Genomic DNA, 12,658 nt, shown 5'->3' with positions numbered 1-12,658 from the left:
CGCCACCCGGCAATGACGAGGCACTATATGTCTTCAGAAATCATCCCCGTTACCCAGGATATCGAGCTTCGCGCTGTCGAAGAGCGCTACACCACCGACCTGCACAATCTCGTCGTCAAAAACAAAACCTTTCTGCAAACCGCCTTTGACTGGGCGCAGCACGTGGGCAGCGAAGAAGATACCCGCCGCAACGTGCAGAGTAACCAGATGCTGCACCAGCGCGGCTACGCCAAAATGTTTTTGATCTTCGCTGGTGATGAACTGGTTGGCGTGCTGTCGTTCAATACGATTGAGCCTGCCAACAAGGCCGGGTACATCGGCTACTGGCTGGATGAAGGCCATCAGGGGCAGGGCATTCTCTCCCGGTCACTGCAGGCGTTTATGCGCTACTACGTCGAACGCGGGGAGATCCGCCGTTTTGTGATCAAGTGTCGGGTGGCGAATCAGCACAGCAACAGCGTTGCCGTGCGCAACGGTTTTACGCTGGAAGGGTGCCTGCGGGAAGCCGAATACCTGAACGGTCGCTTTGACGATGTGAATATCTACGGGAAGATCGCTACCCTATAACGCCCCCAGCAGCGGGGTGCGGGTGATGCGCTGGTCGCCGTTAATCACCTTTTCGCCGCGCAGGTGAATGCTCTCCCCGGCAAAGGCTTCGATGACCGCATCATCGGTGATTTCAACCCGGTGCTCGATGAGCACATCCCCGCTTATCCGCGCGCGTCCCTGAATCACCACTTTGTCATCCAGCATGATCGGCCCGCCGCGCAGCCAGGCCTGACCGCCAATCAGGACGTGGTGCTTGATGACGCAGTTTCCTTCCACCACGGCGTTCTCCGCAATCTGCGAGCTGTAGCGCACCGTCGGGATGGCATCGTCGTCAAAACCGGCAATCACGCGGGCGTTGCCATAGACCTTTGCACAGTCGCACACCCAGACGTTGTTCACGTCGTTACCTTCGAGGATGGCGCTGTCGAATATTTCGGCGCGGTGCTCAACAAAGGCAAAGTTGACCATCGCCTCGCCGTAGATTTGCGCCTGGTGCACAATGCGCGACTGGCTCACCGTTGCCTTATCGTAGATTTGCAGGATCTGTTCATGGTCCGGCGTTAGCCCTTTGGCAGCGATCACCACGCTGTGATGCAGTACGCGAGCCTCGCCGAAAATATGGCACTCGCCGCGCACGCAGGATTGCTGAATGGTGACGTGGTCACTTATGCGCGCCCCGTGGCTGACCTCCGCGCCGTCCAGCCAGCAGCTGTCGCCGATACGGGCATCATGGCTGACGATGCACGGCAGGGTAAGACGCGCGTTGCCGGACACGACGGCACCGGCGAATACCACACTGTTTTCGTCGTAGATCCAACAGTCGCCGTCCTGCGCGAGGGCGCGCCCGTCGTCAATCCAGCCGCCTTTGGTACCGGCCGTCACATCGCTAAAATCCACTGTCGCGATAATCTGCCGCAGCGTGACGGAGTGGGTAGTGTCGCCATTTTTCCATTGCCAGAGGCGTGTCTCGTCGCTAAGGCGATATTTGTTCATCTTTATGTCTCTGATAAGCGTCATAACTAAACGTAGCAAATTTTTCGGTTTTCGAACGACTGGCAACCAGACGGTAAACGCCTTAAAATGGCATTCAGGATGCACTTTAAACGTATGCAGGCTCAGGAAAAAATAATGACCGTCGATGAGAATTACTTCACAGAGAAATATGGCTTAACCCGCACCCATTCAGAGGTGCTGTTCAGTGCGCAAAAGATTAAACCGGGTAAAACGCTGGATCTGGGCTGCGGCAATGGCCGTAACAGCCTTTTTCTGGCGGCCAACGGTTACGAGGTGACCGCGTGGGATAAGAACCCGCTGAGCATCGATAATATCGAGCGCATCAAGGCGGAAGAAGGGATCGATAACCTCCACACGGCAGTTAAAGATCTCAACAACCTGAGTTTTGACGGCGAATACGATTTCATTCTCTCCACCGTGGTGCTGATGTTCCTGGAGTCAAAAACCATCCCGGGACTTATCGCCAACATGCAGCGCTGCACAAAGCCGGGCGGCTACAACCTGATCGTTGCCGCGATGGACACGGCGGATTATCCGTGCACCGTCGGCTTCCCGTTTGCGTTTAAAAGCGGTGAGCTGAGCAACTACTACGAAGGCTGGGAGTTGCTCAAATACAACGAAGACGTTGGCGAACTGCACCGCACCGATGAAAACGGCAACCGCATCAAGCTGCGCTTTGCCACTATGCTGGCACGCAAGCCCGCTTAACGCGCGGCCAGCAGGCAGATCTGCAGCGCAGTATTGTAAGACGCCTCGAACGACGACAGCGGCAGGAATTCAAACTTCGAGTGGAAGTTATGCGCGCCGGTGAAGAAGTTCGGCGTGAGCAGCCCTTTTGCCGAGAGCGCCGCGCCGTCGGTCCCGCCGCGCATGGGCGTCGGTTTCGGCGTGATGCCGAGTGATTCCATCGCCGCAAACATCAGATCGATAGCGCGTCGGTCTTCGCCAATCGCATTGCTAATATTGCTGTAGGTATCTTCAATGCGATAATCGACCGTGGCCGTTGGATGTTGGGCGGCAATCAGCGCGGCAACGTCGGCAATCTGCTGCTTGCGGGCGGCAAAGCTGTCCTTGTCAAAGTCCCGGATATTGGCTTTAAGAATGGCCTCGTTCTGGCTGGCCTGAATGCCGTTAAACCAGATATAGCCTTCACGTCCCTCGGTGCACTCTGGCGTTTGCTGGCGGTCAAAATGGTTGATGTAGTCAGTCGCCATCAGCAGGGGGTTCACCAGCACGCCTTTGGCGGACATCGGGTGCGCCGTCACGCCGGTAAAGCGGATCTCAGCGGCTGCCGCATTAAAGTTCTCGTAGACAATTTCCCCCAGCTCGCAGCAGTCGATGGTCCAGGCAAAGTCGACGTCGAAGCGCTTAAGATCCAGCGCTTTTGCACCGTTCAGGCCGATCTCTTCATCAGGCACAAATGCCACGACGATATCCCCGTGCTGATGTTCCGCCGTCAGGTTTTCCAGCACCGTCATAACGACCGTGACCGCCGATTTATTATCCGCGCCCAATACGCTGGTTCCGTCGCTGAAAATAATCTCCTCATTCGAATAAGCCAGAATTTCAGGATGCTCTTTCACCCGCAGCCAGATGTCTTTCTCTTTATTCAGACAGAGATCTTCACCGGTAAAGTTTAATATTTGTGGATGAATATCCGGTGATAATCCTACGTCCACGGTATCAATATGGGTAATAAAGCCGATGCGCGGCGCGCCGGGCACGTTGCCTTTTTTTACCGCCGTCACCGTGGCGAATTCATCAATCACAATGTCGTCTAACCCCAGCTGTGCCAGCTCCTGCGCCAGCTCGCGCGCCATGTCGTGCTGGCCCGGCGTTGAGGGCAGGGTTTTGACTTTGGGATCGCTCTGGCTGGTGATAGCGAGATAGCGGAAAAAACGGTGCGTTAATTGTCTGGAAAGCGGCGAGCCCATAGTGATTTGTTCCTTATTTATTTTTCAGGTGTTTGCCATCTCACTTTAATGTTATTTATGAAATGGCAAAAGAATTAATTAGCCGTCGAATTAAAAAGACAGGAATAAATGATGAAAAGCAAACTCACAACTTTAGCGCTGGCACTCGCTGCACTCACGGTCAGTTCCACCGTTGCCGCGAAAACGCTGGTGTATTGCTCCGAAGGATCGCCGGAAAACTTTAATCCTCAGTTATACACCTCGGGAACCAGCGTGGACGCCAGCGCCGTGCCGGTCTATAACCGGCTGGTCGATTTCAAACCCGGCACCACGGAGCTGGTGCCGAGCCTGGCGGAGCGCTGGGAAGTCAGCGACGACGGCAAGGTTTACACCTTCCATCTGCGTAAGGGCGTCAAATTCCAGAGCAATAAATCCTTCACGCCGACCCGCGACTTTAACGCCGACGACGTGATCTTCTCGTTTATGCGGCAGAAAGACGTGAACCATCCCTACCACAACGTCTCTAACGGCAGCTACTCCAACTTCGAAAGCCTGGAGTTTGGCAGCCTGATAACCAGCATTGATAAAGTTGATGATCACACCGTGCGCTTTACCCTGGCGCACCCGGAAGCGCCGTTTGTCGCCGATCTGGCATGGTATTTTGCCTCGATCCTTTCCGCGGAGTATGCCGACGCGATGCTAAAAGCGGGCACGCCGGAGAAGGTGGATATGGAGCCCATCGGCACTGGGCCGTTTAAGCTGGCGCAGTATCAGAAGGATTCGCGGATCCTGTTTACGGCGTTCGCCGACTACTGGCAGGGGAAATCGAAGCTGGATCGGCTGGTGTTTAGCATCACACCCGATGCCTCCGTGCGTTTTGCCAAAATTGAGAAGAACGAATGTCAGGTGATGCCGTTCCCGAACCCGGCGGACCTGCCGCGCATGAAGGCGAACAAAGACATCAACCTGATGAGCAAAGCCGGGCTGAATACCGGTTTTCTGGCTTTCAATACCCAAAAGCCGCCGCTGGATAACGTAAAAGTCCGTCAGGCGCTGGCGATGGCCATCAATAAACCGGCCATTATTGACGCGGTGTTCCACGGCACCGGCACCGCGGCGAAGAACCTGCTGCCGCCGGGCGTCTGGAGCGCAGACAGCGAGCTTAAAGATTACGATTACGATCCCGAAAAGGCGAAAGCGCTGCTGAAAGAGGCCGGTTTTGCCAACGGCGTGAGCGTCGACCTGTGGGCGATGCCGGTGCAGCGTCCGTACAATCCGAACGCGAAACGCATGGCGGAGATGATTCAGGCCGACTGGGCGAAAATCGGCGTACAGACCAAAATCGTCACCTACGAATGGGGCGAATACCTCAAGCGCGTGAAGGGCGGCGAACATCAGGCCGCGCTGATGGGATGGACGACCGCAACGGGCGATCCCGATAACTTCTTTGGTCCGCTATTTACCTGTACCTCGGCAAACGGCGGTTCAAATTCGGCGAAATGGTGCTATAAGCCCTTCGATAAAATTATTGCGGAAGCAAAATCAACGACCGATCGCGATAAACGCGTGGCGCTGTATAAAGAGGCTCAGCAGATGATGCATGACCAGATGCCCGCGGTGATGATTGCGCATTCAACCATTTTCGAACCGGTGCGCAAGGAGGTGACGGGCTATGAAATCGACCCGTTTGGCAAACATCTTTTCTGGCAACTGGATATAAATCAGTAATTTTTCACTGCCCGGCACGCTGCCGGGCAGTCTTTTCGCAATTTGTGCTCCCCGCATCATTTTTTGTCACAACAAACCCGCCCGTCTTTTGCTATAACTTCAAATGCATACTTGCAGATAACATGGAAAACTATCATGCGTACTCAAACTTTTTTTAAAGTTGCAGTGCTTACTGGTCTGTTGGCGTTGGCGGGCTGTTCTTCAAAAGTCGCCGCGCCAGAACAATACTCCGGCTTTTTAAAAGATTATTCAGGCTTGCAGCAAACGACCTCGGCGACGGGCAAACCAACGCTGCGTTGGGTTGATCCTTCCTATAACGAAGCTAATTACGACAGTATTCTCTGGACGCCGATTACTTATTATCCTGCGCCTAAACCAACGACACAAATTGGGCAAAAAACGCTTGATGAGCTGCTGAATTACACCAATAACAAAATGAAAACGGCTATTGGTACGCGTAAGCCAGTGGTGACCACGCCGGGTAAACACAGCCTGATTTTCCGCGGTGCAATTACCGGGGTGAGTTCGCAGAAAGAGGGTCTGCAGTTCTATGAAGTGGTGCCGGTCGCGCTGGTGGTGGCGGGTACGCAGATGGCAACCGGGCATCGCACCATGGACACGCATCTCTTCTTTGAAGGCGAGCTGATCGATGCGGCTACCAACAAACCGGTCATGAAGGTGGTGCGTAAAGGCGAAGGTAAAGATTTGAATAACGAAAGTACGCCAATGACCTTTGCGACGCTGAAGCAGGTTGTTGATGATATGGCGACGGACGCCACCATGTTTGATGTGAAAAAGACCGCGAAATAACCTAAAACGGCCTGCGTAATGCAGGCCGTTTTATTTACGCCGTGCGCAGGCGCCTGAACCAGGTTTCGGGTTTGGTAAACATCACCATATTTCCCCCCAGAATCAGCAAGAGTCCAATAATTCCGTTGAAATGCCAGACGTAGCCTTCATACACCGTGGAGATGGAGAGCGCCACCAGCGGGAAGAGCAGCGTACTGTAGGCCGCTTTGCCCGGGCCAATGCGTCCCACTAGCGTGAAGTAAGCACCAAAGGCAATCACCGAACCAAACAGGGCCAGATAGAGCAGCGCGCCAATGTAGCTGGTAGTCCACTCCGGCGTGAAGCTGTCGCCTCTGAACAGGGCAATGCAGCCCATCACCAGCGTGCCGTAAAGCATCGCCCAGGCGTTGGTGGTCATGGTTTCGAGGCCTCTGCGCTGATGACGCATGCTGATCATATTGCCCAGCGAGAAGCCGTAGGTGCCCAGCGCGGAAAGACCAATCCCGGTCAGGAGCGACGCGCTCCAGCCGCTGGCCAGCAGATCGTCCCAGAAGAGGGTAATTATCCCGACCAGCCCCAGTGCCGCCGCCGTCCAGAACCGCGCGGGCGGGCGCTGCCCGAAGAAAATAAAGCTGTTAATGGCGTTATAGAGCACGGCCATGGAGAAGATCACCGATTCCAGCCCGGTGTTGATGTGCGAGGCTGCGGCGTAAAAGCACCAGAAGTTAAAGCAGAAAACGCAGCATCCCTGGAGCATGCAATAGAGGTGATCCCGCAGCGCCAGCTTGCGCAGGCGGCGCAGGGCGACTAACACCACCATCATCGTGAGGCTGGCGACGGCGAAACGCCAGAAAATAGAGACGGGCGCGGCTACGGGACCCTGTTGGAGGAAAATCGCAATCCAGGTGGTTCCCCAGATAACCACCACCAGTCCGTATAATAATGCGTTCATACTTTTTCTCTTCTCAAACCACGGAAGCCCGCAGTATGACGCTGAGATCCGCGACGGGCTTTCATCGGCTTGCGGGTGACTTGCAAAATCTTGCGCTTTTTTCTTACGCGGGGACTGGCAACGGGAGACAACTCTTCTTAGACTGATATTCCAGTTAATCACGCGCTAACGGTTATGTCTCACGCTTACGATACCTTTGAAACGCTTTGCCAACAGAATGCGGTCCTGCGGGAAACCGTCTCGCTGAATTCGGGCATTCAGCTGGCAGCGTGGTACAACAAGCACGATACGATCACGGTAAAAAGCAACCATCATACCCTCAGCCTGTACGTGGCGGACGGCTACGAAAGCTATCAAAAAACGCCGGGCGGCTGGAAGAACGGCGGGGGACCGGACCGTTTCTGCTTGATGCCAAAAGAGAGCGAATCGACATGGGATATCCGTGACGACCTGTCGTTTGTGCATCTCTACTGCACCGATGAACATCTGCGCGATGTGGGGGAAAAGATCTGGGACAAGCGGCCGCTTTCGCTGACGCTGGACGAGCGCATTTTTGGTAGCGATCCGAAGATCACCGCGCTGTATCGTCAGTTTTTGCTCGGCTGCGACTGGCAGCAGCACGCCAACCAGCTCACCCTGAGCACGGCCTCTACGCTGCTCCTGACCCATCTGCTGCAAAATTACTCTAACGTTCAGTGGAAGCTGCCGGTCGTCACCGGCGGGCTATCGCCATTCGTGCTGCGCAACGTGCTGGCCTTTATCGAAGAGAACCTGGGCCAGCCCCTGACGCTGGCTGAACTGGCGGCGCAGGCCGCCCTCAGCGAATACCATTTTGCCCGCATGTTCCGCCAGTCGACGGGGCTGGCGCCGCATCAGTACGTGATGCAGAGGCGAATGGAAAAAGCGAAGGCCCTGGTGCAGCACACCTCGACGCCGCTGACGGACATCGCCCTTGCCTGCGGGTTTAACTCCGCCAGCCACTTCAGCAACCGCTTTCGCAGCGCGACGGGCATGACGCCTTCGCAGCTACGCGCGGCGAGCGCGTGAAAACAGGGCATAGCATACGCCGCCCAGCACCAGCCCCCAGAATGCCGAACCGATGCCGAGGATCGTGACGCCGCTTGCGGTCATCAGGAACGTGACGATGGCCGCGTCGCGCTCTGCTTCGTGGCTTAATGCCTGATATAAACTCCCGCTGATGGTGCCCAGCAGCGCCAGACCGGCCAGCGTCTGGATCCAGCTGAGCGGCAGAGCGGCCATTAGCCCGGTAATCGAACCGCCGAAAATCCCCGCCAGCAGATAAAACCCTCCGGCAGCGATGGCCGCCAGCCAGCGTTTATCGGCATCCGGGTGTGCATCCGGGCTTTGACAAATGGCGGCAGTAATGGCAGCGATACAGATAGAAAAAACGCCAAAAGGGGAAAGCAGCAGCGCCAGCGCACCCGTAACGATGATGAGCGGCGAGACAGCCAGCGGGTAACCGGAGGCCTTCATCGTGGCGAAACCCGGTGCGTTTTGTGAGGCCATGGTGACCAGGAAGAAGGGCACGCCGATACTCACCAGGCTGGTGAAGGTGAACGTGGGCGCAATAAACTCAGGCATCACAAGGGAGAACGCGAGCTTATCGGTGACAACGTCACCTCCCACCCATGCCACGATACCGCCGACCAGCAGCGTGACCACGATGGCATAGCGCGGCGCCAGCGCTTTAGCCAGCAGCCACGCCGCAATCATGCTGCCGCACAGCAGAAAGTGGCCCTCAAGATGCGCAAATGCATGCAGGCCAAACTGCAGCAACACCCCAGCCAGCATGGCGGCAGCAAGCGAATGGGGGATCAGCCTCATCAGACGGGCGAAGAGCCCGGTGATGCCGCAAAGTAAAATGAGCGCGTTAGCAAAGATAAACACGCCGATCGTCTCAGCCAGCGTCACGCCGTGCAGGCTGGTGGCGAGCAGCGCCGCGCCGGGCGTCGACCAGGCGGTCAGGACCGGCGCTTTGTACCACCAGGAAAGGGCCAGCGTGCTGACACCCATCCCAATCCCCAGCGCGGTCATCCAGCCCGCAATCTGCTGTGCGCTGGCGCCTGCCGCAGCGGCGGCCTGCCAGATGATGGCGGCCGAGCTGGCGTAACCGACCAACACGGCGACAAATCCAGCCAGTGCGACTGGAACAAGGTGAGAGGAAGGGCGCATGAAAACTCCGTTGTGCGTTATAGCGTCCGGCATAAGGTAACACTGTGCGCTATAGCGTACAAGTGGTATGCTGAGCGCCATCAGGAGGGAACATGGACATCACACTACATCTAGCAACAACGTTGAAAACGCTGCGCCAGGCGCGCGGCTGGAGTTTGTCGAAGCTCGCGGACGAGACCGGCGTGTCAAAAGCGATGCTCGGGCAAATCGAGCGCAATGAATCCAGCCCGACGGTGTCGACGCTGTGGAAAATAGCTACCGGGCTGAACGTCCCGTTTTCCGCGTTCATCACGCCGGAGGCGGACCGGCAGGCGGTGTTTGACCCGCAGCAGCAGGCGATGGTGGTCAAACCGCTTTTTCCGTGGGACGAGACGCTCGGGTTTGATTATTTCTCCATTACGCTGGCACCCGGCGCACTGAGTGAATCCACGCCGCATGAGGCTGGGGTGATTGAACATGTGGTAGTGGTCAGCGGCGAGCTGGAGATGAAGCTTGACGGCAAATGGCAGACAATTTCTGCCGATTCGGGCGTCCGTTTTGCCGGCGATAAACCGCACGCTTACCGCAACAGCAGCGAGCGAACGGTGCATTTTCACTCCCTGATTCATTATCCCCGCTGACGCTACGCAAAACTGTTTCGCTGACGCATACTTCTGACTACAATAGCCGCCATTTTGACCATAACGGATAACGACGAAGTATGCGCCTGCAATCCCATCATCTTGAACTTTTAAGCCCGGCCCGCGACGCCGCCATTGCCCGTGAAGCGATCCTTCACGGCGCTGACGCCGTCTACATTGGTGGCCCTGGCTTCGGTGCCCGCCATAACGCCAGCAATAGCCTGAGCGATATTGCTGAACTGGTGCCGTTCGCCCACCGTTTCGGGGCGAAAGTGTTCGTGACCCTGAACACCATTCTTCATGATGATGAGCTGGAGCCTGCGCAACGTCTGATTACCGATCTCTACCAGACCGGCGTTGATGCCCTGATCGTTCAGGACATGGGCGTGCTTGAGCTGGATATTCCGCCCATTGAACTGCATGCCAGTACCCAGTGCGATATCCGTACGGTCGAGAAGGCGAAGTTTCTTTCCGACGTCGGCTTTTCGCAAATCGTTCTGGCGCGCGAGCTGAACCTGAATCAGATCCGCGATATTCACCAGGCGACAGACGCGACGATTGAATTCTTTATCCACGGCGCGCTGTGCGTTGCCTATTCCGGCCAGTGCAATATTTCCCACGCGCAGACCGGCCGCAGCGCCAACCGCGGCGACTGCTCTCAGGCCTGCCGTCTGCCGTATACCCTGAAAGACGATCAGGGCCGCGTCGTGGCGTTCGAAAAACACCTGCTCTCCATGAAGGATAACGATCAGACGGCCAACCTGGGCGCGCTGATCGACGCGGGCGTGCGTTCCTTCAAGATTGAAGGGCGCTACAAAGATATGAGCTATGTGAAGAACATCACCGCGCACTATCGCCAGATGCTCGACGCCATCATCGAAGATCGCGGCGACCTGGCGCGCGCGTCGGCCGGCCGTACCGAGCATTTCTTTATTCCGTCGACGGACAAAACGTTCCACCGCGGCAGCACGGACTATTTTGTGAATGCCCGTAAAGGGGATATCGGCGCGTTTGACTCACCGAAGTTTATCGGTTTACCGGTCGGTGAAGTGCTGAAAGTGGCGAAAGATCACCTTGATGTCGAAGTGACGGAACCGCTGGCGAACGGCGATGGCCTTAACGTGATGATTAAGCGTGAAGTCGTGGGCTTCCGCGCCAATACGGTCGAGAAAACCGGCGAGAACCGCTACCGCGTATGGCCGAATGAAATGCCCGCCGATCTCTACAAGGCACGGCCGAACGCGGCGCTTAACCGTAACCTCGATCATAACTGGCAGCAGGCGCTGCTGAAAACCTCAAGCGAACGTCGTATCGCCGTGGATATTGCGCTGGGCGGCTGGGAAGAGCAGCTGATTCTGACCATGACCTGTGAAGACGGCATCAGCGTGACGCATACGCTCGATGGCCTCTTCGAGGTGGCAAACAACGCGGAAAAAGCGCTTAACAGCCTGAAGGATGGCGTGGCGAAGCTGGGCCAGACGATTTACTACGCGCGCACTATCAACGTGAATCTGCCGGACGCGCTGTTCGTGCCGAACAGCCTGCTTAACGCGTTCCGCCGTGAAACGGCAGAGATGCTGGATGCCGCGCGCCTGGCGCAGTATCCGCGCGGCAGCCGTAAAGCGGAAGCCGTCCCTGCGCCAGTATACCCGGACACCCATTTGTCCTTCCTCGCCAACGTCTACAACCATAAAGCCCGTGAATTCTATCATCGCCACGGCGTGCAGCTGATCGACGCCGCCTATGAAGCGCATGAAGAGAAGGGCGATGTGCCGGTGATGATCACCAAGCACTGCCTCCGCTTTGCGTTTAACCTGTGTCCTAAGCAGGCGAAAGGGAACATTAAGAGCTGGAAAGCCACCCCCATGCAGCTGGTAAACGGTGACGAAGTTCTGACCCTTAAGTTCGACTGCCGTCCTTGCGAAATGCACGTGATCGGCAAGATGAAAAACCACATCTTCAAAATGCCACAGCCCGGCAGTATCGTGGCGTCCGTCAGTCCAGACGACCTGATGAAAACCCTGCCAAAACGCAAAGGCAGCTAATCACCGAACGTGCGTGTCCGGTTTGCGCGATTTCTGCCACAGGTGGTGTTCGCGCAAACCCTCCGCCGACTCTTCCGCAGCGCTTCGCAACTCATCGCTGTCGGCTTCATGACGAAGCTGATGCCCCACATTCTTTACCCATAAATATTCATGTCCTTTGCGCCCGGCCATAAGCTGGCCAGAAAACAGCGCACAGATAAGCATCACGAAAGATAACCCTTTTTTAATCATGGATTCTCCGCTGAAAAATAATGCTGGATTATCATGTTGATTATTTTTTAGGGTTATTATTCAAAAATTAAAATTAGCGCAAAGAAAATGTCAAATAATGTGGATTCGGAATGACGATTAGGATATTTCCTAAAATTCATCTGAATCTTTGTAAACTCCCATTTCTGGTCCACAATTGGATGTTTGCATTAAGGATTAATCTTATATAATAGTTATCTTGAGCTAAGGAACAGGTCATTTATAAATGAAAAAAATAGTCGCGCTTGCGCTTCTGGCGGTGGCTGTTGTAGCCGTTGCAGGGGTTCGTTATGCAGGTAATGACGAACCAGAATATATTCAGTCTGCAGAAATTCGCGTGGGTTCCTATTTAACCAGCGATTATGGTGGCGTTTCCTGTGCCAGCAAAAAAGTGAATGATCAGCGTTGGGAATTAGATTGCACTCATCAGGCAAGAGGAAAAACCTTCCAGTTCGCGGTGTATCCCTCTGAAAAAGCACCTTATGGTGTCGCACGCTCCTTTTATCTTGAAGCCATTAATGACGACGCAAAACAGAGCGCTGAGCAGGGCCTTATGCGTTATTTGCAGATTAATACCCATGCAGGTTAATAAGGTTGTTTAGCGTT

At 55.5% G+C, this 12,658-nt stretch carries 13 protein-coding genes; 8 read left to right on the top strand and 5 right to left on the bottom strand.

Annotated features, from left to right (window positions below; all coding sequences use genetic code 11):
- Positions 1-27 precede the first annotated feature (27 nt).
- Positions 28-567, top strand: coding sequence for a 50S ribosomal protein L7/L12-serine acetyltransferase (gene rimL, locus NQ230_RS11785; protein ID WP_159514146.1), 540 nt, complete (start codon positions 28-30; stop codon positions 565-567).
- On the opposite strand, the gene ydcK is transcribed toward rimL, so the two are convergent.
- A complete protein-coding gene (gene ydcK / locus NQ230_RS11780) occupies positions 562-1,542 on the bottom strand; it encodes a YdcK family protein (RefSeq protein WP_257257802.1) in 981 nt (326 codons plus the stop codon). The genes rimL and ydcK overlap by 6 nt on opposite strands.
- A gap of 135 nt (positions 1,543-1,677) precedes the next feature.
- Here ydcK and tehB point away from each other — a divergent pair, with 135 nt between their 5' ends.
- Positions 1,678-2,271, top strand: coding sequence for a tellurite resistance methyltransferase TehB (tehB, locus tag NQ230_RS11775; RefSeq protein ID WP_257261338.1), 594 nt, complete (start codon positions 1,678-1,680; stop codon positions 2,269-2,271).
- On the opposite strand, the gene pepT is transcribed toward tehB, so the two are convergent.
- Positions 2,268-3,497: a peptidase T gene (pepT, locus tag NQ230_RS11770; RefSeq protein ID WP_257257801.1), complete on the bottom strand. Its 1,230-nt coding sequence runs from the start codon at positions 3,495-3,497 to the stop codon at positions 2,268-2,270. The two genes, tehB and pepT, sit on opposite strands and share 4 nt — an antisense overlap.
- A 111-nt stretch (positions 3,498-3,608) precedes the next feature.
- Between pepT and NQ230_RS11765 the strand changes: the two genes are divergently transcribed.
- Positions 3,609-5,204 (top strand): ABC transporter substrate-binding protein, encoded by a 1,596-nt coding sequence (locus NQ230_RS11765; protein ID WP_121423699.1) that lies wholly within the window; start codon positions 3,609-3,611, stop codon positions 5,202-5,204.
- Positions 5,205-5,339: 135 nt separating this feature from the next.
- Positions 5,340-6,014 (top strand): DUF3313 domain-containing protein, encoded by a 675-nt coding sequence (locus tag NQ230_RS11760; RefSeq protein WP_033145514.1) that lies wholly within the window; start codon positions 5,340-5,342, stop codon positions 6,012-6,014.
- 34 nt (positions 6,015-6,048) lie between these two features.
- Here the strand turns inward: NQ230_RS11760 and NQ230_RS11755 are convergent, their stop codons facing one another.
- Positions 6,049-6,945, bottom strand: coding sequence for a DMT family transporter (locus NQ230_RS11755; RefSeq protein ID WP_257257800.1), 897 nt, complete (start codon positions 6,943-6,945; stop codon positions 6,049-6,051).
- Positions 6,946-7,119: 174 nt separating this feature from the next.
- On the opposite strand from NQ230_RS11755, the gene NQ230_RS11750 reads away from it, so the two are divergent.
- Complete coding sequence (locus NQ230_RS11750; protein WP_121423701.1) at positions 7,120-7,992, top strand: helix-turn-helix transcriptional regulator; 873 nt, start codon at positions 7,120-7,122, stop codon at positions 7,990-7,992.
- Here NQ230_RS11750 and NQ230_RS11745 read toward each other — a convergent pair.
- Entirely contained in the window at positions 7,972-9,171 is a 1,200-nt protein-coding gene (locus NQ230_RS11745; protein WP_257257799.1) for a benzoate/H(+) symporter BenE family transporter, read from the bottom strand. The two genes, NQ230_RS11750 and NQ230_RS11745, sit on opposite strands and share 21 nt — an antisense overlap.
- Before the next feature lie 59 nt (positions 9,172-9,230).
- Here NQ230_RS11745 and NQ230_RS11740 point away from each other — a divergent pair, with 59 nt between their 5' ends.
- A complete protein-coding gene (locus NQ230_RS11740) occupies positions 9,231-9,758 on the top strand; it encodes a helix-turn-helix domain-containing protein (protein WP_148244559.1) in 528 nt (175 codons plus the stop codon).
- 80 nt (positions 9,759-9,838) lie between these two features.
- Positions 9,839-11,803, top strand: coding sequence for a peptidase U32 family protein (locus tag NQ230_RS11735; RefSeq protein WP_257257798.1), 1,965 nt, complete (start codon positions 9,839-9,841; stop codon positions 11,801-11,803).
- Here the strand turns inward: NQ230_RS11735 and NQ230_RS11730 are convergent, their stop codons facing one another.
- Positions 11,804-12,034, bottom strand: a complete 231-nt coding sequence (locus NQ230_RS11730; protein WP_257257797.1) for a DUF2554 family protein — start codon at positions 12,032-12,034, stop codon at positions 11,804-11,806. It abuts the gene before it with no gap.
- 244 nt (positions 12,035-12,278) lie between these two features.
- Here NQ230_RS11730 and NQ230_RS11725 point away from each other — a divergent pair, with 244 nt between their 5' ends.
- Positions 12,279-12,641, top strand: a complete 363-nt coding sequence (locus NQ230_RS11725; RefSeq protein WP_121423705.1) for a hypothetical protein — start codon at positions 12,279-12,281, stop codon at positions 12,639-12,641.
- The last annotated feature ends 17 nt before the right edge of the window (positions 12,642-12,658 follow it).

It is taken from the genome of Enterobacter asburiae (assembly GCF_024599655.1).
GTDB classification, from domain to species: Bacteria; Pseudomonadota; Gammaproteobacteria; order Enterobacterales; family Enterobacteriaceae; genus Enterobacter; species Enterobacter asburiae_D.
This window is presented reverse-complemented; position numbering and strand designations above follow the sequence as displayed.